Here is a 20460-nt window from a genome sequence, read left to right as displayed (position 1 = left end):
GCGACTAAGAATCGAAGCGAAACTTGCGCCGCCTCAATCCACTCGTTTTCGCAAAGCTTTAGCCGCCCAAGCCAGCGCCCAAACGGCCAGTAGGTTTCCGCCCAATGATTCTTGCCTAGCCGCGTCGGAGCGTGCTAGACCATCGTCACGTCGAACGCGGCCGGGAGGCCGTCTGGTAAGGGATGGGTTTCGGGGTGCAGCGTATGGGCGAGGATCTCGAGACTATCAACGAGCCGGGGGCCGGGCCGGCTGAAATAGGCAGATCCATCGACGATGTGAACGCGACCTGACTGCACGCAGGAGAGCCTCTCCCAACCCGGATACGAACGCAAGATTGGCAAGTCTTCGCAAGTGCGATCAACGCCGAAGCCGCAGCACGCGATCATCATGACGTCTGGATCGCCGGCAACGATCGATTCCCAGGGCGTTGTGACGGAACGTTGTCCGGCAGTGCCGATCACTTCGCGGCCTCCAGCGATCGATACGAGTTCTGGGCTCCAGTGGCCGGCGCTGAATGGAGGATCGATCCATTCGAGCAGCATCACGGTGGGGCGCGTCGCGATGGTATCGCTGCGTTTGGCTACCGCATCGATTCTTTGTTGCAGCGATTGAACGTAATCGGTCGCCACCGCCGCACAATTTGCGGCGCTGCCGACGCGGCGAATGCATTCCAGCACGTCGTCGAGGCAGGTGGGTTCTAGATTGATGACGCGAGGTTTACCCGGCAGAGAACACGCGGCGGCGTTGACTTCGTCTTCCGCGACGGCACAAACGTCGCACAAGGCTTGGGTGACGATGAGGTCTGGATTCAATCGCTCGAGCGTCGGCATGTCGAGCGAATACAACGCGGCGTTCGTCTTCAATCGTTCGCGAACGAGCCCGTCGATCTCGCCGCTCGTGGCGTCATGCGGGATGAGCGTGCGTGTCACCTTGGGGAGGTCGGCCACGCTTGGCGGGTAGTCGCATTCATGCGTGACGCCTACCAGTTGGTCGCGTAATCCGAGGCCACAAATGATTTCCGTGGCACTGGGGAGTAATGAGACGATCCGCATAGGTGTTTCGTGTGGGGGTGATGTTTCTGAAAGTGCCCAATCAAACGCGAGGATGGGCTTGGCATCTCACTCGCCCGCAGCGACTCCGTTTGTCTCTTTGCTTAGTTCACGCAGTTCTTCGATACACGATTTCATGACCTTAATGTCGATTTCGTGAACGTTGATGCTGCGACCGATGTCTTTCAGCATGGTAACGGTTAAGCGTCCACCGAGGTGTTGGCGGAACTCTTCGAGACCACGCAGCACCGCGTCGCTATCGTTGATCGCATCACACCATGTTGATGAACCAATGGCGGCGATCGTATGACAAACTTCGATCGCCGTTTCATGGCTCAGCCCAAACATTCTCGCTGAGTACAGCGTGTCCAGAGCTACCCCGATCCCGACGGCTTCGCCATGTCGCAGCTGATAATCGGTCATGGGTTCAAGACGGTGGGCGGACCAGTGACCGAAATCGAGCGGACGTGCTTCGAGTGATTCGAAGGGATCACCCCCGAGGGTGATGTGATCGAGGTGTAATCGACACGAACGAGCGATCACCGCTGAACTGATGGCGGGGTCACGCTGTCGGATGGCATCGGCGTTGGTTCGGATGAATTCGAAGAACGGCGCGTCCTTCAGTAACGACACCTTGATCGCTTCGGTTAACCCTGATCGGAAGTCGCGGTCGGGTAGGCTTTGCAGGATCGCGGCATCGTTGATCACAGCCCAAGGGACGGCGAAGGTGCCGATCCAATTCTTTTTACCAAAGTAATTGATTGCGTTTTTGACGCCGACTCCCGAATCGGATTGGGCCAGCGTTGTGGACGGCAATCGAATCAGCCGGATGCCCCGGTGTGCGATTGCGGCAGCGTATCCGGCAACATCCAGAACCGCGCCACCACCCGCGACGATGACATAGCTGCGTCGGTCCATGTCGTGTTCATGGATCAGGGACAGTAGTTGTTGCAGCACCTCGTCGGAGTTCTTGCAGGTTTCGCCTCCCGGGATGCTGTGCGGGTTCCCGGCGAGGTCGACACGACCCGATTGAGCGAGTTGCTCACCGAGTCGCGAGGCAAAGCTCTGCTGTCCCGACTCAGAAGAATGCAAATTGGAGTCGACCCACAATTGCACCTTGGCGCGTTGTTGAGGATCGGTCGCCAGGAGATCCGTCAGCACATGGAAATCGGCGTCGCAGATATCCGCCGTGTGACGGAGGCGATGGGTGAACGACACGGTAAAGGGGACATCAATATCACTCACAGCGAGATGTCCGTGTGTGATATCTCGGCGGTCTTTGTTCGCGTCCCGTGCGCGGTCCAGGTTGTTCGCGGGAACCAAGCCCGCGAGGTAGAGGCATCAGGATCAGGGAAGCGGGGCATGCGGCGGGAGGTCAGGTTGAGGGTGGGGAACGAGGCGGGGCGGGCGAGTGGCTTAGAGGGCCGGGACGGCGAGGAGTTTTGAGGTGACAAGGTTGGATTCCACGGCCTGTGCGTGAATCCCCGGCTTTGGTCGGGAGGTTGATCGTCAAGTAGTGGTGTTCAGTTCAGGCCGTCGGGGTGGGGATTGATGCTCAGCGTCAGAACGCTACAAACCTGCATCGAATCATTGTAACCGCAATTCAACTCGTTCCCAGGGAACACACGGCAATGCAACAACGACGACTAGGCGGTAGCGGACTGACGGTTTCCGACATTTGCATGGGAACAATGACTTTTGGCAGTTCCTGCGATCAGTCGCTGTCGCACGAAATTTGCAACGTGGCGTTGGAATCGGGGATCAATTTCTTTGATGCGGCTGAGATTTACCCAGTGCCTCCCCGAAAGGAAACCGTCGGTTTGACGGAGGAAATCTTTGGGTCGTGGCTCAAGGACCAGCCTCGCGATGCGATCACGGTAGCGACCAAGATCACCGGGCCTGGGCACGGTTGGTTCACGCCCCCGGTTCGACATGGGCGGACAACCCTCGATCGACATCAGATCATTCGCTCCTGCGAAGATTCGCTGCGGCGGCTCCAAACCGATTACATTGACCTCTACCAAACGCACTGGCCCGATCACGGAATGCCTTACGAGGAGGTGCTCGAAGGACTCACGCATCTCAAACGATCCGGCAAAGTCCGGGTGATCGGATGCAGCAACGAAACCTGCTGGGGGCTGATGAAGAGCTTGTGGGCGGCTGATTTGCACGACGTGGAGCGATATCAGACCGTGCAAAATAATTTCAGCTTGATCAATCGACGCTGTGAGAACGAATTGGCGCAAGTTTGCCGCCGCGAGAAAGTCAGTTTGCTGCCGTACTCGCCGCTCGGCGGCGGTGTGTTGACTGGGAAGTACAACGACGGACCGCCGCCGGGGGCCCGCTTTACCGACTACCTCCTCACGGGGGCAGAGCGTCAAAAACGGATGGCCCAGCGATTTGTTAACGATCGGACGATTGAGACGACACGCCGCTTGATGGAAGTCGCCGACTCGATCGGTGTCAGCGTGACGGCGCTCGCGGTGGCGTGGAGCAAGCAGCATGATTTCGTCGCCTCGACGATCATCGGAGCCACCTCGATCGAGCAATTGAAAGAGAGTTTGGCGGCAGACGACCTCATTCTCGACGACGAAACGTTGTCGCGGATCGACGAGATCGAGGTCGAAATTCCCAATCCGATGACCGAAGACGGGCTGCGGCGGTTGAGCTAGCGGCGACCAAACCATTTTGGGCGACGGTGCGTATGAGCGGGCCGATGTTTTCTTTTTTGTTCGTGCTGTTGGACCGTTGATATGCCCGCTTTTGTCTCCTCGTTGTCACGCATGCCGGTTCGATCGTTTCGCAGCAAGCGGATCAGCGGTCTGCTCGCCGTGACGGCCGTTTTTGCCGTGACTTTCGGGGGTGCCGCGATCATGACGAGCCGCGTCTCGGCTCAGGACGCGACGGCAATTGGGGCTCAAGCGGACAGTGATGTCTCAACGTCAGAGTTTTTCGGGCCATTGTCAGGCGAGCCATCGACATCTTTGCCGTCAGAGCCCACGACCTCGAAAGTGCCTGGGGCGGGCGAGTCGCATGAGGGGCACGGGCACGAAGGGCATTCGCACGATGCCCCCGCGCCGGAAGCACCGCTTCACGACGACCCGGAGCAGCTCAAGATGGCGCTCAAGACGCTGCCCGAAGAGATTCAACCAGACGCCCAGAAAGCATGGGATCGCTACAAAACGCTAGACAAAGAGCTTGAGGCGGCCATGTTGGACCTTCGCCGCATTCAGATTCACTATCGCAATGGCTACGACCAAACGCCATCAGCCGTCATCGAGTACCGCGAGCAACGCAACAAGACTTGGAATCTGATGCAGGAGCAATTTGTTGCCGCGTTGGACTTGATGCGATACCTGCCCAGCGTCGAGGCGGTCAGTTACGTCGTCACGATGGTGCAGCATCACTTCGAAAACGACATTTATGACGAGCACACCTATGAAGCAGCTGCTCGGTTGCTTGATATTGGCCAGAATTTTCGGTTTCTCTTTCTGGCGTTGGGCCGATCGGCGGTGGTAACGGGGCGATTCGATACCGCAAAACAGGTCTATGAATCGCTCACCGAAGAAGACCTCGAGAAGGCCGATAAGATGTTGTTGTACCAACTCGACAAGCTCGAGGAGCAGTTCAAGCAGGAACAGGAAGCGATCGCCAAAACGGATCCTGATAAGCTGCCGCAGGTCCGATTTGAAACGACCAAGGGCGACTTCGTCGTCGAGTTGTTTCCGGATGCGGCGCCGTCCGCGGTGGCTCACTTCCTCAAGCTAGTCGAAGACGGCTTTTACGACGGGATGGACTTTTCGGTCGTCTCCGAAAATGTCCTGGCACTTTCGGGTGACGTATCGGGAGATGGACGGGGCAATGCTGGCCAGTTCTTGGTCGATGAACATGGGCGAGAAGGTTCACGCCCGGGACTGCGTGGTTCGTTGGCGATGGCAAAGATTCCCCTCGGCAATGGAGAATTTGTTGAAAATTCGGGGAGTTCGCAGTTCGCAATTTTGTATCTGCCGATCGTGGCGATCGCGAGCAATCAAACCATCTTCGGACGCGTGATTGACGGAATGGACAATGTCTCGCGTTTGCGGCGAGTCGATCCGACGGAGAAGAAAGAGAAAAACCAGATTCAATTGCCGCCTGATGCGATTCTCTCGGCAGAAATCATCCGCCGAGGAGAGGAGCTGCCCGAGCCGGTGTATGTCGACATGCGGGCCGAAATCGAAAAGGCGGTGAAGGCTGGTTTGATCAAAAGCAAACAGCCAAGTGGCCCATAAGGCGTCACCCCCACTGCGAACAATCGACTCGCGGCGCTACAATGCTCGGTTTTCTCCCGACGGGTTGGAAGTGATGCCGATTATCGAAGTCAACGAGCTGACCAAGCATTACCGTGTGTATCAAAAGCGTGAGGGACTCGGTGGCAGTATCCGGGGCCTGTTTAGCCGCGAGTATCGCGACGTTCACGCGGTCGAGGGCATCAATCTGCGGGTCGAACAGGGAGAGTTCGTTGCGTTTCTCGGGCCCAACGGGGCGGGGAAAACGACCACGCTGAAATTGCTTTCGGGGGTGATCCAGCCGACCAGCGGCACGGCGACGGTGATGGGATATGTCCCCTGGCTGCGTCAAAACGAATATCGCCGCCGGTTCGCGCTCGTGATGGGGCAGAAGAACCAGTTGTGGTGGGATTTGCCCGCTCGTGAGTCCTATCGGTTGCACCAGCACATTTATGGTGTCGATCCAAAAGCGTTTGCCGCGCGACTCGACGAACTGAGTGATCTGCTCGACGTGACTCGTTTGCTCGACCAGCCGGTTCGCGAATTGTCGCTCGGCGAACGCATGAAGATGGAACTGATCGCTGCGTTGCTGCACAGCCCCGAGGTGTTGTTCCTCGATGAGCCGACGATCGGCCTCGATGTGATCGCCCAGCACAACATTCAAAACTTCTTGCGGTACTACCAAGAAAAACGTCAAATCACGATTCTGTTAACGAGCCACTACATGAAAGACGTCGCTGCCCTCTGCCGGCGCGTCGTGGTGGTGGCTCGCGGCTCGATCCAGTACGACGGATCGTTATCCGGGATCGTGGACAAGTTCAGCGGCGACAAACTCGTCACGCTGCAGTTTGCTGCTTCGGAATCACTCACCTTGCCCAAAACTCTCGGTTCGATCGTGAACGAGAATTGGCCCAAGATCCAATACCGAGTGCCGCGTGGTGATGTGCCACGATTGCTCGCTGAAACTCTTCGCGACCACGCGATCGAAGACGTCGTTGTCGAAGACCCACCGCTCGAAGACGTTATTGCGGAATTGTTCCGCGAGTCGATGCAGAGCGACGAATCCAAATCCACTTCTTCTTCCACTTTATGATCACTCTCGAAAATATCTCGATCGGTTTCCGCGGTCCCCAATTGCTCGACGATGTCACTGTTCGAATTTCGCGAGGAGATCGGATCGGTCTGCTCGGGCGAAATGGGGCTGGCAAGACGACGCTGTTGAAGATCCTCGCCGGCGATATTAGTCCCGATCACGGGAACGTCGTCGCTGATTCGGGAGCGAATCTCCGTGTTGCCCGATTGACCCAGGATGTGCCACGCGACATCCATTGCAACGTTCATGATCTGATGATGGCCAAAGGGGATGAGATCCCCGGTCTGGCTGGATCGATTGGCCCGGCCGACCACGCAACCCGCGAAGATTGGGAGATCGAACAACTCGTCGAGGAAACTTTGTCTCGGATGGACTTGTCGGGTGAGGACGGCTTTGGTTCTTTGTCGAGCGGTATGAAACGCCGTGTCTTGTTAGCGCGAACGATTGCGGCCAAGCCCGATTTGTTGTTGCTCGACGAACCGACGAACCACCTCGACATTCACTCGATCCTGTGGCTCGAAAAGTTCTTGAAGAGCTGGCCCGGCACGTTGATGTTCATCACGCACGACCGTTCGTTTTTGCAAACGCTCGCTGACCGGATTTGGGAAGTCGATCGTGGCCGTTTGTTTGACTGGACGTGCGATTACCCGACGTTTCTCAAACGCAAGGCGGCGGCGCTTGAAGCAGAAGAAAAACAGAACGCACTCTTCGACAAACGGCTTGCCGAGGAGGAAGCGTGGATACGCCAGGGGATCAAAGCACGTCGTACCCGAAACGAGGGCCGTGTCCGGGCGCTCAAGGAACTGCGGGTTCAGCGAAGCGAACGGCAGTCGACTGAAGCGACCGCGAAACTCAATCTGCAAAGTGCGGCACGTGGCGGGGCACTCGTTGCCAAACTCGAAGACGTTTCGTTTTCGTATGGCGATCAACCGATCGTGCGAGACTTTAGTACGCTTGTGATGCGAGGCGACAAGATCGGCATCATTGGGCCCAACGGTGCGGGAAAAACGACGCTGCTCAAGCTCATCTTAGGCAATCTCGAACCTACCGAAGGGAACATCAAGCTCGGAACGAACTTGAAGGTTGCGTACTTCGATCAATTACGCGATACGCTCGATCCCGAGTTGACCGTTACCGAAAACGTCGGCGGAGGCAGTGACAAGGTTGTCGTTGGAGACAAAACCAAGCACATCGTCGGCTACCTGCAAGATTACCTGTTCACGCCCGAACGGGCACGAACGTTGGTCAAGTATCTTTCGGGCGGTGAGCGAAACCGCGCGTTGTTGGCCAAGCTCATGACGCAGCCCGCAAACGTGATCGTGCTCGACGAACCGACGAACGACCTCGATGCCGAAACGCTCGAGATGCTCGAGGAGCAGCTCGTTAATTTTGATGGCACGTTGTTGATGGTCAGTCACGACCGGACATTTCTCAACAACGTCGTTACCAGCACGATCGTGTTCGAGCACGATGAAGCTCCCGGTACCGTCAACGAATACAGTGGCGGCTATGACGAATGGGAGGCGGCGAGAGCCAACCGGGCAAACGCTACTGCGAGCAACGAGACGTCCAATCGTATTTCAAAGGCCAAGATTCAATCACCGTCTTCGTCTCGAGATACGTCCAGCGATACCAAGCCGGCGCGATTGAGTTACAACGAGCAACGGGAATTGAAGCAGTTGCCTAGCAAGATCGAATCACTCGAAGCCAAGATCGAACAGTTGCACGCTGAGATGGCCGAGCCGTCGTTCTACCAGTCCGGTGGTGAGAAAATCGCGGCGACCTCTAAGGTGTTGCGGCAAGCGGAATCCGAGTTGGAAACCTCCTTCGAGCGTTGGGAAGAGCTCGAAGCCCGTGCGGCGGCGAACTGATGGCGAAAAAACAACCTGCTGCGATAAAGCCAACAAAGACAACGACGTCGAAAGCGTCGTCCAAGTCGGCGGAGGAAAAATCGTGGTACGACCATCCTCAATACTTCGACATGGTCTTCCGTGACGAGACAGCCGACGAGGTTGAGTTCTTCGAAGATGTTTTCGAGCGTTATTGCAAGCGGAAGGTGAAACGGTTGTATGAGCCTGGTTGCGGTAGCGGCCGGTTGGTGGCTGCGATGGCGGCGAGGGGCTATGACTTGGTCGCCGTTGATAACAACGCGGCGATGTTGGCGTACCTTCGCAAACGATTGTCACGGCGTGGATTGGCCGGCGAGCTTGTTCTAGATGACATGACCACCTACGTGTGCTCGCCTCAAGTCGACGCGGCGATGTGTACGTTTAACACGTTTCGGCATTTGACCGATGGTGCCTCTGCCGAGCGGCACCTCCGCTCGGTCGCTGCGTCGCTTCGACAAGATGGCATTTACATCCTCGGCTTTCACTGTATTCCGATGGATGCCGACCCTGACTGCATGGAACGCTGGAAAGCGTCTCACGCGGGAACGAACGTGAGCGTCACGTTGCGAGTGATTGATTTTCAACGACGCAAGCGAGTTGAGACGTTGCGTGTTTCGATTAAAGCCACCAAACCGAGTGGTCAGGTCGAGCGAATTCGTAGCGAATTTCCGCTTCGACTCTATACACCTTCGCAGGCACGCGCGTTGTTAGCGAGTGTCAAAGACGTCTTCGAGATCGCAGGTATCTTCGATTTCGACTGCGATATCGAAAGTGAGCGTCAATTCGACGAAGATCTCACGGACGCGGTCTTCATCCTGCGAAAGAAATAGTCGGTTTCCGAGCCGTGAGCCCCGGTCGACTGAGCGGTGTGGATTCCCTGAGAGAATGGTTCGTAAGTGCTCATCTTGCGTTAGCCAAAAACGCGGCAGATCGTTTATATTTCATGGCTGGTATCCCCACCAGCTTCTCTTTTCTAACCGAGTCAAACGATGGATCGATTTTTGCAAACAACACACAGTTGTGCGATGGAAACGTATGTCCTCAAAACGATAGCAGCCGTCATGGTGTTGACCGCGGTCGTCGGATGTGGTGGTGGGGATCGCGAAAACACGCCGCCCGCGGCGGCCGGAAACGTTGTGGCGCCAGTGAATGCCGCTGCCGAGGGGCCGGTTAAGACACTGACTGAGGGCTTGCTGTTGCCCGAAGACATGGTCCTGCCGGCAGATAATCCGGCCGATGCTGACGCGTCGGATGCTAACGATGACGTCAAAGGGCTTCATCTCCCTGACGATATCCAGCCATCCGTGATGGTGCGGCCAAGCGATCGGGGCGGGGTGAGACTGGTTAGCACCAAAGCACAGCCGGCTGCGATCGATCTTCGTTACGGCACATGGGATGAGATCAATGCCGAAATCGGCAAGACGGGCGCCGTGACCGTTGTTGATTTCTGGTCGCTCGCATGCATGCCCTGTCTCAAGGAGTATCCGCAATTGGTGGCGTTGCAGCAGCGGTATCCTGATCGAGTGCGAGCAATCGGCGTGAATCTGGATTTCGACGGCCGGGAGCGCTACCCAGCGGAATCGTACGCGGATCGTGCCCAAGCGTTTCTCAAAGCCGTCGGAGCGACGTTCCCCAACTACATGTCGCAAACGCCGAGCGAAGAAGTGTTTCGATCCGCCAAGATCGCGTCACTACCCTCGGTGATGGTTTTCGACCGTGACGGGAAGCTTGCGGCGCGGTTCACTGAGAACGCGGCCGGAAGTGGTTTCAACTACCAAAATGATATCCGCCCTTTGGTGCAAAAATTGCTAGGTGAGAGCGAGAAACAGGAGTGAAAACTCTTTCGCGGGTTGGCCGTTCAAATACGTGCCCCCGAAGTTTCAGTATACTGTGAGAGTGCAGCAATTTATTTCCGGCCGCTATCCTTTGACGGAATATTTAATGAGCGTCGAAATGCAACTCGCTCGGATCATCATCTCCGAGCTGACGGACAATCAAGTCATTTATCTCAAAGAAGTTGACGGCGAGCGTCAGTTTCCGATCATGATTGGAATCTTCGAAGCGACGAACATTGACCGCCGAGTCAAACACGATTACGTCCCACCCCGACCGCTGACGCATGACTTGATCGTTTCGGTAGCCGAGTCTCTCGGTGCCGTGATCGAGCGGGTTGTGATCAGTGATTTGTCCGAACATACCTATTTCGCTCAACTGCACCTGCTCACCGCGTCGGGTGAAACGATCGAAGTGGACGCGCGGCCTAGCGATGCGATTGCGGTCGCGGTGACGTATGATCCGCCGCTGCCGATCTTTGTTTCCGAAGAAGTTTTGGCGGACGCAACCGGAACGTCCGTGGATGGCGGCGAATCGATATGACGCGCGGTCGGTTGATTGGGCGTTGAGCGTGATCGGGCATTGAGTCTCAGCCAGGAATGGATAGTGGCGGGCTCAACATCGGGCGTCAACTGAGGTAGATTCTCAACTCTCATTTCATCCGACAATTACTGGCTTCCTGATCGCGAATCGTTTTGAAAACTTTTTCTGAAATTGCAGCGATGCGGGCGTGGTGTCGTGACCAACAATCTCGCGCTCAAACCATCGGTATCGTGCCCACGATGGGGGCGTTGCACGAAGGCCATTTATCTCTAGTGCGTCGGGCAAAATCGCAGTGTGATCTGTGCGTTGCGACGATCTTTGTGAATCCGACTCAGTTCGCCGAGGGGGAAGACTTGAGTCGCTATCCCCGTCCGCTCGAGCAAGATCTCGAACTGCTGCGTGAGGAAGGCGCCGACGCGGTGTTTCTGCCAACGGATGCGGTCATGTATCCCGATGGATTTGGAACTTATGTGAATCCGCCACCTGTCTCGCTGCCGCTCGAAGGACAATCGCGTCCGGAACACTTTCGTGGCGTGACGACGGTTGTGATGAAGTTGTTTCAGATCATCCCGGCAAACGCGGCGTTCTTTGGTCAAAAGGACTTTCAACAATTGCGCGTGATCGAGCATATGGTTCGCGACCTAAACGTTCCGGTCGAGATCGTGCCTTGTGAAATCGTTCGCGAAAAAGATGGCTTGGCGATGAGTAGTCGCAACCGTTACCTCAGCGAAAGCGAACGAGTAACCGCGTTGTCGTTATCGCGTGCCCTCGTAAAAGCGGCTGAATTGGTTCAGGGCGGAGAAGATCGTGCGGACGAACTTGAACGCACGATGTATGCGGAATTATCCGCTTGCGACAAAGTGGATTACGCGGTTGTTGTGGATGCCAACTCCTTGCAACCGGTTCGACGACTCGATCAGTCTTCGGTGGCATTGATCGCCGCGCGGGTCGGAAACACACGACTGATTGATAATCGAATCTTATGAAGAAGCGTTCATTCTACGATCGTGCGTATGCGGGCACCGTGTTCTATCCAACATTGGCATGGAACATGATGCTTGGACGCGTGTTTAAGGTCCGTAATTGGTGGGACTTCATTGATGACAATGTGATTGTGGGCGCCCGCCCATTTACCCGTGACGTCGAGGCTTTGGCGGCATTGGGCGTTCGCGCGGTGGTCAACACTTGCGAGGAGTACGGCGGGCCCGTTGAGGAGTATGGTCGATACGGCATCGTGCAACTGCACATCCCTACGGTCGACTTCACGCACCCCACGATCGACAGCGTCCGCCAAGGTGTGGATTTTGTGCAGGAGCACGCCAGCCAAGGCGAAGTCGTCTACATTCATTGCAAAGCCGGGCGTGCTCGCAGTGCGACGGTGGCCATCTGCTGGTTAATCCAACATCGTGGTTTGACGGCCGCCGATGCGCAGGCTCTTCTGTTGAGTAAGCGTCCTCATATCAATCCTCGGCTGACCGAGCGGGCGGTAGTCAACGAGTTCATTGCTGGACTCAGCGAGGACGAGACGGCTTAATATACCCACAGGCGAATTCGCTCCATCTATGAGACACTCCAGCTAGGCAGGACATTTGAGCGATATCCCATCACGCCTGACTTGCCTATTGGGGATCGCAGCGTTCGTCGGTATCGCTTGGGTGATCAGCACGGACCGTAAGCGGTTTCCAGTTCGAGTCGTTGCCGGCGGCATGATGCTCCAGTTGCTGCTGGCCTATTTGATCCTGCAGACATCGACAGGCGAATGGTTGTTTCGAAAGATAGGCGACGGGTTCGAAGCGGTGATGGGCAACGTCGACGTGGGCAGTGGGTTTCTCTTTTCGGCGGGAGGCCATGAGCCGCCGATCAATGGGTTGTTGATCCAAACATTTGCCTTTGGCGTGCTACCCACCGTGATCTTTTTTTCATCTTTAATGAGCGTGTTGTATTATCTCGGTGTGATGCAACGTCTCGTTGGGGCGATGGCCTGGGTGATGAGATTCACGCTTGGCACGAGCGGACCCGAAACGCTGGCGGCAGCGGCCAACGTGTTCGTTGGGCACACCGAAGCACCATTGGTCGTTCGCCCTTATCTCAATCAGATGAGCCGCAGTGAACTGTGCGCGATGATGACGGGTGGATTCGCAACAGTGACAGGTGGGCTTCTCGGGGCGTATGCGGGAATGGGAATCGAAATCAGTCACCTGCTAACGGCATCCGTAATCAGCGCACCGGCGGCATTATTGATAGCGAAAGTGATGGTTCCCGAATCGGATCAGCCGCAGGTAATCTCGAGCGATCTTGATAGTGAATCTGAGGGAACCACGCCGGCTTCGGTGAGTCGTCTGAGCATTGAGATCGAACGCGAGAATGTCAATCTGATCGGTGCGGCGGTCGAAGGTGCGAGTGAAGGGATGAAGCTCGCGATCAATGTTGCGGCGATGTTGATCGCGTTTTTGGCGTTGATCGCGCTCGTGGATACGATGTTGGCCGTCCTGTGTGAAGCGATCGGCTGGGTTTCATCAACCGGAGATGCCATGATCAGCTTGGGCGTGATCCTTGGTTACATGGGTTGGCCGATCGCATGGTTGCTGGGGATTCCGGCCGATGAATGCATGACAGCGGGGCGTTTGATTGGACTCAAAACGGTTGCCAATGAGTTTGTTGCCTATCAACAACTCGGTGAGATGATGAAATCTGATGAGCCACCCATCAGTCCACGAACGGCTTGTGTGTTGACGTATGCGTTGGCCGGTTTTAGCAATTTCGCCGCCATCGGGATTCAGGTTGGCGGTGTTGGCGGTTTGGCACCGAAGCGGAAAGCGGAGCTCGCACAACTCGGATTGCGGGCGATGTTTGGCGGTACGTTGGCCTGTTGTATGACCGGTGCGATTGCAGGATTGATGATTCCATAAAAAAAGCGGAGATGTTTATCTCCGCTTTTCAATCGTGATCGATTCGGCATTAGCTTCAGCCGAATTCAGTCCATTAATTGTTCGAGAACGCTCAACGCGTTGCGGGCGCCTTCGACGCCGCCCATTTCTTCAACCAACTTCTTGGCGTTCAGGAGTGAATCGAGCGAAACTTCGCTCGTCGCTTTGCTGGCGCGTGTTGCACGCTTTGCAGGTTTCTTCGCAACGGACTTTTTGGCCGATGCACGCCCGCGGGTGGTTTTGCTCTTCTTCGAGTTCGATTTTACGGTGCTAACGAATTGAGCCGTGACATTGATGCCTTGAGCCTTCATCGCTTCGGCAACTTCCATCGGCTTCGCTTTAGGGTTGGCGGCGTAGTAATCACGGATCGCTTGTGACTTATTAACGCCGTCGCTTTTCTTTTTGGCCATGTTTTCTTTCAGTCAGTAGTTTTTGCAAGGGTTTACGCTGTCATAGCATTCGTGCCGTTGCGTAATATTCCCTTTGTACAGGAAGGACTAGGGTAAAAATAGGCAAAACGCGATGTTTGTCAATTGCCTTATATATAAACCAAGCCTAATCAGCGCAGTTACATGCGATCACAAACGCCGATTCCGAGCAATCGTAAACCTTGTTTGATAACACGTCCGGTGAGTACCACTAAGGCGAGTCGGGTTTTAAGGATCACAGGGTCTGTGTTTCCAAGAACCCGACACGCTTCGTTAAAGGTGCTGTATGCCTTTGCAGTATCAAACAGGTAATCGCATAGTTGGTTTGGGGTGTAGCCAGCAACCACGCCTTCCAGGGCTTCCTCAAATCGGATGAGTGCGATCGAGAGTGCTCGTTCTGCGGGCTCCCGCAGTTGCAGATCATCAACCGTGATGTTCTCTGTAATCCAATCCTCAATGCTGTCGATATTTTGTTCTTCCGCGACCCGTCGCAAAATACTTTGCGTTCGAGCGTAAGAATACTGCATGTAGGTCGCCGTATTTCCTTCTAACGCGACCATCTTATCAACATCAAAACGGTAGTCGCTGGTTCGATGATGGGACAAGTCCGCGTACTTGATCGCCCCCATACCCACCACTTCGGCGATACTATTCTGTTCATCTTCCCCCATGGGCGGGGACATGGTGGCAAGGCGTTCTGGATTGCAGACAACGTCTTTTGCCCGTGCGACAGCGTCATTTAGCAAGCTTTCCAAGCCGATCAATGACCCACTACGGGTTTTCATGGGCCGGCCGTCTTTACCTAAAACGGTACCAAATGAAACGTGCACCAGCTCTATATTTTCCATGCCGAGCGGACCCGCCATGGCGAAAAACTTATCAAAGTGTTCGCTTTGCCGAGAGTCGACCACATAAAGAATTCGGTCGCACCCGAATACCTCATGTCGATACTGCAAGGTTGCCAAGTCGGTGGTCGCATATAAGTAAGCCCCGTCTCGCTTTTGAATGATCATCGGGCTATCAAAACCATCCAGAAACACGCACACGGCGCCGTCGCTCTTGGTGGTCAAGCCAAGTCGGTCGAGCATTTCGACCACGCCTGGCAGTCGATCGTGATAGAAGCTTTCACCGAGCGTGTGATCAAACGTAACGCCGAGTCGATCATAGATCCGGTTGATTTCGTCCTTGCAGTGCGGAAGAAACTTCTCCCATAACTCACGGTTTTCGGCATCACCTTCATGCAGTTTCGCGGTTTCTCGCAGGACTGCGGCGGGGACATCTTGGTGTTCAGCGGCGAGTGCGGCAAGTTTGGAGTCGTTATCAACTTCGGCGATTTTGGCCTGAGTTGATTGGATATCGGCTTTGGCGGATTCGACGCGACGCAGTGCCGCTTCGGCGGACTTGCGTGCCTTTTTCTTGTCTTTTGGGGATGCCTTTTCGTCCGACTCAATTGCGGCGGCGGCATCCGCTTCTGTTTTCGCGTTCGATTCCGCTTCAGCTAGTTTTTCGCTGAGTTTGGGTAGCGATGCTTTGGCTTTTTGATACTCAATCAACTGATTCGTAAGTCGATAGAGGCTCGCCAGCTCAGGGACTGGGTTGGCGGCGACGACATCTGGATCACCAAAATGTTTGTAGCCATAGATGATGATGCCGAATTGGGTGCCCCAATCGCCGAGGTGATTATCGGTGATGACGTTGTGGCCGACGAAACGGAGTGTTTCGGCCAATGCGTTGCCGATGACGGTGCTGCGAATGTGCCCGACGTGCATCGGTTTGGCGACATTGGGACTCGAGTAATCGATGACGATCGTTTCGGGATCCGACGTGACGCTGACACCCACGCGGTCATCGCTGAGCATATCGGCCAGCGTTTTGGATAGGAACTCATCACGCAGTTTGAGGTTAATGAATCCCGGACCGGCGATCTCGGGTGCTTCGCAGATGTCGTCGGCCTGCAGCGTGTCGACGAGTTTGGCGGCGACATCGCGGGGGGATTGGCCGACCTTTTTGCCCAGAGGCATGCAGGCGTTAGATTGGTAATCGCCAAACTTCGGATCCGCTGCGACACGGATCATGCCCGCGTACTCGTCCGGTTGATCGGTAAGTTCTGTGAGCGCGGCGTGGAACCGCTTCCGAAGTAACGCGGATAGATTCATCGAAGTTATGTGATTGCGGTGAGAAGGTTAGAAAGGTGGCCGGTCGACCCAAGTCTCATTCATTGGTGAGGCCGGTCGATGACAGAGCATCCGCGGTACGGATGTTCAACTCAAACCAAATGCGAGGCGGTGCTCGCCGAATGACTATTCGTTCGGCGTCAGGCCCAGATCCTCGAGTGGGATCACGATTCCGTCGGCCCACAATGACTCAAGGTCATAATATTCACGCGTTTCTTCATCGAAGAGATGGACGACGAGGCTCCCGTAATCGAGCACGATCCAGCTACTTTCTTGGTAGCCTTCGATGCCCATCCGGTGGTCGCCCATGCCTTTTTCCAGGGCATCATCGATTTGTTCGCTAATCGCGTGCAATTGCCGGCGGCTGGTTCCGGTGGCGATGACAAAGAAATCGAATTCGGCGGACTGCCCGCTGATATCGAGAACGAGTACGTCTTGGCCGTTGTTCTCGATGGCAACGCGGGCTGCCTCGGTTGCGAGTTTCTTCGCGTCGTCGAGTCCGTGCGGCCGGATGGCGCGACTCGCCGTTTCCATGGGGTTGCCACGAGGGGAGTATTTTTCCGCCGCAGCGGCGCGTTCATCAGCGGTAGAGTCGTCGGGCGTAGCCGGTTCTTCGGGGGGGTGATCAGACAATTCGAACGTGCTTTTAAATCTAATTTGGACTAAATGATCGCTCCCCGCAGGTGTGCTCGGGGCGATTTGGAATAGCTAAGTGTATCGGATGCGTGGATTGTGTCACCAAGGCACCAGCTCACCAAGGCACGCGCTACATCAAATCCGTCATTTCGCGGCGATTGAGTTGAGCAACGGCCTCGCGAACCCGCTCTTCGCTGGTGCGGGGGGCAACCAAAGTCGCGTCCGCGGTTTGCACCACGATCAGGTCTTCAGTGTCGATCGTCACGATCGTGTGTCCCGGGGTCGCGTGGATGATGCAGTTTTTGGAATCGATTCCGATGTGGGAGCCGACGACCGCGTTGCCGTGATCGTCGTGCGGGTGCAGTCGCGAGACCGCCTGCCAGCTTCCGACATCGTCCCAGTCGAACGGTGCTTCGATGACGACGACTTCGGAGTGACGCTCCATCACGGCGTAATCGACGGATTTTCCGTCGATCGCTTCAAATTCGCGTTGCAGCGTTTCGTCGTAATCCGGGGTTCCGATCGCATTGGCGATGTTCTGCAGATGGGCGTGCATTTCTGGTTCGTGCTTGGCGAGCGCATCCAGGATCGTTTGGGCACGCCACAGGAAGATTCCCGAGTTCCACAAAAACGTTCCCGCATCGACATATTCCTTCGCTGTCTCTGCGTTTGGTTTTTCGCGAAAACACTCGACCGCGAATGCGTCGTGACGGGCGAGTTGTTTTCCTTGTTGGATATACCCAAACGATTCCGCTGGGTAAGACGGTCGGATCCCAAACGTGATGATCGCGTCAGGGTGTTCGTTCAAAACCGCTTCGCCGCGTTGGATCGCTTCGGCAAACCGATCGTGCTGCTCGATCACGTGATCGGAGGGGCAGACCAGCATCATGGCGTCAGGGTCTTCAGCGGCGACTAATACCGCAGCCAATCCGACACAAGGAGCGGTGTCGCGTCGGCAAGGTTCACCGACAATGTTCGCTTCACGCAGTTCAGGCAGTTGTTCGGCGATCGGGGCGACCAAGGATTTGGACGTGATCACGTACGTCCGCTCAGCGGGCGTGACCGCGCCGAGTCGAGCACGGGTGGCTTGTATCATCGAGCAATCGCCTGCAAGAGGCAGTAATTGCTTAGGGGTCGCTCGGCGGGAAGCGGGCCAGAAACGGGTGCCGCTGCCGCCTGCCATGATGATCGCGTGAAGCATGAGTCGCAGTGTATCGCTTGAAGGTAAGAAATCGAAGCCTATTAGAATCGTTACTGATTCTTCATATGTTCGTCGAGCATCCTTAATGCGGTGCCAAAAAGTTCCACATCAGGGGCTAACTCAGCAGCACGTTGTAATTGTTTTCGAGCTGCGGGCAAATCACCCGACAGATACAACGCTAGGCCATATCGATACTGCAGGTCCGCAATGTCGGGGGCGAGTTCCGCATCACGGGCGAGAAGGGGTAATTCTTCGCGTCGCAGTTGTGAGATTTTTTTCTGCACACCCTCGATCCCTTCTTCTCCGCCGACGGCCTGCAGTACTTCTCGAGCCGTATTGTTTTCGGCCGCCATTTCGACTAATCGATCCAGCAACGCGGCGAGGTTGGTGCGCGGGCCCGTGGTCCCGGGTTCCACTCGCATCGCATTGCTGTAGGAGCGGATCGCTTCGGCCCATTGCCCACGCTGTTCGCTGAGCATCGCCCAACCCATGTGCGCGCCGGCACGATCCGACGCAAACATCAGTTCGTCTTTGACGTCGGCGAGCACCTGGTCCAGGTCTTGGCGTTTCTTACCCGACACTCTTGTGTAGGCGCCACCATTGACGATTCCACGTGCGGCTTCGCTGCGGACGAGTCGTGAAGGATCTTTGATCAACGGATAGAGTGTTTTCTCGACCTCAACCGGATCGATAACGTTTCCGCCTAACATTCCGATGGTTCGAGCGGCGGTGGCCAGCAAAATCGGGTGAACCGAGTCAGGCGATTGCTCGTTTTCAACAATCAATTGTTTAGCCGCCTGCGCAGCTTCGACATGACCTCGTTGCACCAATTCATCGAGCGCGGTGGCACGCGCGATGACGGGAGTCAACGCCTCTTTAGCGGGGGCGCTGGAACCCGCGACCAATCGGAGGGCTTTGGTGACTCCCGAACGATCACCCGAACGAAGTGCGGCGAGAGCCTCTGCGTAATGAGGCGGCTTCAATCTCTCGGGACCGTACCACTTGTCACAGGCTTCATCGCACCATCGATCGGTTTTGCGGATCGCTTCGGCCACTGCCTCATTGCCTTCCGCGGCGGCGAGCAACCAGTCTTGATAGAGTTTGAGTTCTTCGGCGACCTCGGCGGGAAGCGATTCGCGTTGGTCTTCGACATGGCAACCGCTGCACGCATTTGGGGTTTTGAGTTCAACCGATAAGTCAGGCCTTGGTACTCGGAAGCTATGATCACGACGTGGGTCAACGGCCATGTATGTTGTGTGTGGCATGTGGCAGTTCACACACATCGCCCCTTCAGTACCCACGGCATGATGGTGGTGCGAGGGAACGTCATATTTTCCTGCGGCGTGTTGGTGGCAGGAGGTGCAAGTTTCGTTGCCGGGGTGTTTGAGATCGAGTGAGTGTGGATCATGGCAATCGGTGCACCGGATGCCATTGTGATACATCTTGCTCTGGATGAACGAGCCATACACGTAAACCTCATCCTTGATCTGACCATCATCGTGGTACGTGTCGCTGCGCAGGAGTTCCAGGCTGTAATGATTGCAATAAGATGCTCCTGGAGTCATCGTGCCATCGAGCACACCACGACGACTGTGGCAGGGGGCGCATGTTTCAATTTGCGGTGTGGTGTCGACGGTCTTGAGATTGACGAGCCCGTAGCCGCGATGTCGATCCCAGAATAGCGAGTTGCTGTTCGCCATCTCGACATGCAAACTTGCGGGCCCGTGGCAGGCTTCGCAACTGACGTCGATTTCGGAGAACGTGGTGTGATATCGCTGAGTTGCGACGTCATAGTTCCGTTTGAGATTCGTGCTATGGCATTCGGCGCACATGGTTTGCCAACGTTGTGCCACGCCGGTCCAATGCAACGGATCATCGGGTTTGAGTTTTTCCTTGACGTCTGGCGGACGCAAGTAGAACCATTCTTTGCGGTGAACGTCCCAGCTGATTCTCAGCACCTGAACGCGACCGACTTCGTCTTCGGCGGTGTTTTTATCTCGGTCGAACTCCACCATGTATTGTTGAAGCGGATCGACGCCAAAGACGTATTTGACTTCGAAGTCTTCCATTTCACCGCTCGGTCCTTCGGTGTAAATCATGAACCGATCGCCATCGCGATACAGGCGACTTCTAATGCCATCGTTTACAAACGTGACGTTATTGAAATCGCCGAGCACGGTTTCGTCGGTGGCGACGTCCATCGCGAGGTCGTGATGCGACCCGGTGAACGCGTGCATTTCGGTCTCGTGGCATTGCACGCAGGTGTCACGGCCGACAAATGTAGCGACCGCGTCGGGGGGAAGTCCGCGAAAGTAGTCCGCCATCACTCCACCGGCGATGAGCACACTGACGGCGACCGCCGCCACAGTCCAAGGCCTGCGAGCGATGAATGAACGAGTTGAATGATCGGGCATGTAGG

Annotated in this window: 17 protein-coding genes; 10 read left to right on the top strand and 7 right to left on the bottom strand. The window is 55.8% G+C overall.

What is annotated here, in order from left to right; genetic code table 11:
* Positions 1 to 134 precede the first annotated feature (134 nt).
* Together NB063_RS25780 and NB063_RS25775 are read right to left on the bottom strand one after the other, a co-directional pair.
* Positions 135 to 1052 (bottom strand): cobalamin-binding protein, encoded by a 918-nt coding sequence (locus tag NB063_RS25780; protein WP_250931911.1) that lies wholly within the window; start codon positions 1050 to 1052, stop codon positions 135 to 137.
* 66 nt (positions 1053 to 1118) lie between these two features.
* Positions 1119 to 2294, bottom strand: a complete 1176-nt coding sequence (locus tag NB063_RS25775; protein ID WP_250931910.1) for a 3-dehydroquinate synthase — start codon at positions 2292 to 2294, stop codon at positions 1119 to 1121.
* A 386-nt stretch (positions 2295 to 2680) separates the two neighbouring features.
* Between NB063_RS25775 and NB063_RS25770 the strand changes: the two genes are divergently transcribed.
* From NB063_RS25770 to NB063_RS25725, 10 genes are all read left to right on the top strand, one after another.
* Positions 2681 to 3721 carry an aldo/keto reductase gene (locus NB063_RS25770; RefSeq protein WP_250931909.1) on the top strand — a complete coding sequence of 347 codons (1041 nt, stop codon included), beginning with the start codon at positions 2681 to 2683 and terminating at the stop codon, positions 3719 to 3721.
* Between the two features lie 81 nt (positions 3722 to 3802).
* Positions 3803 to 5320, top strand: coding sequence for a peptidylprolyl isomerase (locus NB063_RS25765; protein WP_250931908.1), 1518 nt, complete (start codon positions 3803 to 3805; stop codon positions 5318 to 5320).
* Positions 5321 to 5393: 73 nt separating this feature from the next.
* The gene (locus tag NB063_RS25760) at positions 5394 to 6410 is read left to right on the top strand and encodes an ABC transporter ATP-binding protein (RefSeq protein ID WP_250931907.1); all 1017 of its coding nucleotides are present in this window, start codon (positions 5394 to 5396) and stop codon (positions 6408 to 6410) included.
* Positions 6407 to 8281 carry an ATP-binding cassette domain-containing protein gene (locus NB063_RS25755; RefSeq protein ID WP_250931906.1) on the top strand — a complete coding sequence of 625 codons (1875 nt, stop codon included), beginning with the start codon at positions 6407 to 6409 and terminating at the stop codon, positions 8279 to 8281. Before NB063_RS25760 ends, NB063_RS25755 begins: the two co-directional genes overlap by 4 nt.
* Before the next feature lie 110 nt (positions 8282 to 8391).
* Positions 8392 to 9129, top strand: a complete 738-nt coding sequence (locus tag NB063_RS25750; protein WP_322975303.1) for a class I SAM-dependent methyltransferase — start codon at positions 8392 to 8394, stop codon at positions 9127 to 9129.
* Positions 9130 to 9288: 159 nt separating this feature from the next.
* Complete coding sequence (locus tag NB063_RS25745; protein ID WP_250931904.1) at positions 9289 to 10134, top strand: TlpA family protein disulfide reductase; 846 nt, start codon at positions 9289 to 9291, stop codon at positions 10132 to 10134.
* A gap of 106 nt (positions 10135 to 10240) precedes the next feature.
* On the top strand, positions 10241 to 10675 hold the full coding sequence (locus tag NB063_RS25740; protein ID WP_250931903.1) for a bifunctional nuclease family protein: 435 nt from the start codon (positions 10241 to 10243) through the stop codon (positions 10673 to 10675).
* A gap of 152 nt (positions 10676 to 10827) precedes the next feature.
* The gene (gene panC / locus NB063_RS25735; protein WP_250931902.1) at positions 10828 to 11661 is read left to right on the top strand and encodes a pantoate--beta-alanine ligase; all 834 of its coding nucleotides are present in this window, start codon (positions 10828 to 10830) and stop codon (positions 11659 to 11661) included.
* On the top strand, positions 11658 to 12209 hold the full coding sequence (locus NB063_RS25730) for a phosphatidylglycerophosphatase and protein-tyrosine phosphatase 1 family protein (RefSeq protein ID WP_250931901.1): 552 nt from the start codon (positions 11658 to 11660) through the stop codon (positions 12207 to 12209). The genes panC and NB063_RS25730 overlap by 4 nt, the downstream gene beginning before the upstream one ends.
* A 55-nt stretch (positions 12210 to 12264) precedes the next feature.
* The gene (locus tag NB063_RS25725; RefSeq protein ID WP_250931900.1) at positions 12265 to 13584 is read left to right on the top strand and encodes a NupC/NupG family nucleoside CNT transporter; all 1320 of its coding nucleotides are present in this window, start codon (positions 12265 to 12267) and stop codon (positions 13582 to 13584) included.
* A gap of 65 nt (positions 13585 to 13649) precedes the next feature.
* Here the strand turns inward: NB063_RS25725 and NB063_RS25720 are convergent, their stop codons facing one another.
* The 5 genes from NB063_RS25720 to NB063_RS25700 form a co-directional block, all read right to left on the bottom strand.
* The gene (locus NB063_RS25720) at positions 13650 to 14012 is read right to left on the bottom strand and encodes a hypothetical protein (RefSeq protein ID WP_250931899.1); all 363 of its coding nucleotides are present in this window, start codon (positions 14010 to 14012) and stop codon (positions 13650 to 13652) included.
* Between the two features lie 158 nt (positions 14013 to 14170).
* Positions 14171 to 16186: an arginine--tRNA ligase gene (gene argS, locus NB063_RS25715; protein WP_250931898.1), complete on the bottom strand. Its 2016-nt coding sequence runs from the start codon at positions 16184 to 16186 to the stop codon at positions 14171 to 14173.
* Between the two features lie 144 nt (positions 16187 to 16330).
* Positions 16331 to 16837, bottom strand: a complete 507-nt coding sequence (gene rsfS / locus NB063_RS25710; protein WP_250931897.1) for a ribosome silencing factor — start codon at positions 16835 to 16837, stop codon at positions 16331 to 16333.
* A 133-nt stretch (positions 16838 to 16970) separates the two neighbouring features.
* Positions 16971 to 18041 carry a mannose-1-phosphate guanylyltransferase gene (locus NB063_RS25705; RefSeq protein ID WP_250931896.1) on the bottom strand — a complete coding sequence of 357 codons (1071 nt, stop codon included), beginning with the start codon at positions 18039 to 18041 and terminating at the stop codon, positions 16971 to 16973.
* A 50-nt stretch (positions 18042 to 18091) separates the two neighbouring features.
* Positions 18092 to 20455: a multiheme c-type cytochrome gene (locus NB063_RS25700; protein WP_250931895.1), complete on the bottom strand. Its 2364-nt coding sequence runs from the start codon at positions 20453 to 20455 to the stop codon at positions 18092 to 18094.
* Positions 20456 to 20460: the final 5 nt, after the last annotated feature.

It is taken from the genome of Aporhodopirellula aestuarii (genome assembly GCF_023701485.1).
Classification (GTDB): Bacteria; Planctomycetota; Planctomycetia; order Pirellulales; family Pirellulaceae; genus Rhodopirellula; species Rhodopirellula aestuarii.
Note: the sequence above shows the minus strand (reverse complement) of the source record. Positions and strands in the feature narration are given on the sequence as shown.

Excerpts from the sequence above, each read along its gene's own strand:
- NB063_RS25700 (WP_250931895.1), bottom strand. The coding sequence starts at position 20,455 with ATGCCCGATCATTCAACTCGTTCATTCATCGCTCGCAGGCCTTGGACT.
- NB063_RS25745 (WP_250931904.1), top strand. The coding sequence starts at position 9,289 with ATGGATCGATTTTTGCAAACAACACACAGTTGTGCGATGGAAACGTAT.
- NB063_RS25730 (WP_250931901.1), top strand. The coding sequence starts at position 11,658 with ATGAAGAAGCGTTCATTCTACGATCGTGCGTATGCGGGCACCGTGTTC.
- NB063_RS25765 (WP_250931908.1), top strand. The coding sequence starts at position 3,803 with ATGCCCGCTTTTGTCTCCTCGTTGTCACGCATGCCGGTTCGATCGTTT.
- NB063_RS25750 (WP_322975303.1), top strand. The coding sequence starts at position 8,392 with ATGGTCTTCCGTGACGAGACAGCCGACGAGGTTGAGTTCTTCGAAGAT.
- argS (WP_250931898.1), bottom strand. The coding sequence starts at position 16,186 with ATGAATCTATCCGCGTTACTTCGGAAGCGGTTCCACGCCGCGCTCACA.
- NB063_RS25760 (WP_250931907.1), top strand. The coding sequence starts at position 5,394 with ATGCCGATTATCGAAGTCAACGAGCTGACCAAGCATTACCGTGTGTAT.
- NB063_RS25780 (WP_250931911.1), bottom strand. The coding sequence starts at position 1,052 with ATGCGGATCGTCTCATTACTCCCCAGTGCCACGGAAATCATTTGTGGC.
- NB063_RS25705 (WP_250931896.1), bottom strand. The coding sequence starts at position 18,041 with ATGCTTCACGCGATCATCATGGCAGGCGGCAGCGGCACCCGTTTCTGG.
- NB063_RS25770 (WP_250931909.1), top strand. The coding sequence starts at position 2,681 with ATGCAACAACGACGACTAGGCGGTAGCGGACTGACGGTTTCCGACATT.
- NB063_RS25720 (WP_250931899.1), bottom strand. The coding sequence starts at position 14,012 with ATGGCCAAAAAGAAAAGCGACGGCGTTAATAAGTCACAAGCGATCCGT.
- NB063_RS25740 (WP_250931903.1), top strand. The coding sequence starts at position 10,241 with ATGAGCGTCGAAATGCAACTCGCTCGGATCATCATCTCCGAGCTGACG.
- NB063_RS25755 (WP_250931906.1), top strand. The coding sequence starts at position 6,407 with ATGATCACTCTCGAAAATATCTCGATCGGTTTCCGCGGTCCCCAATTG.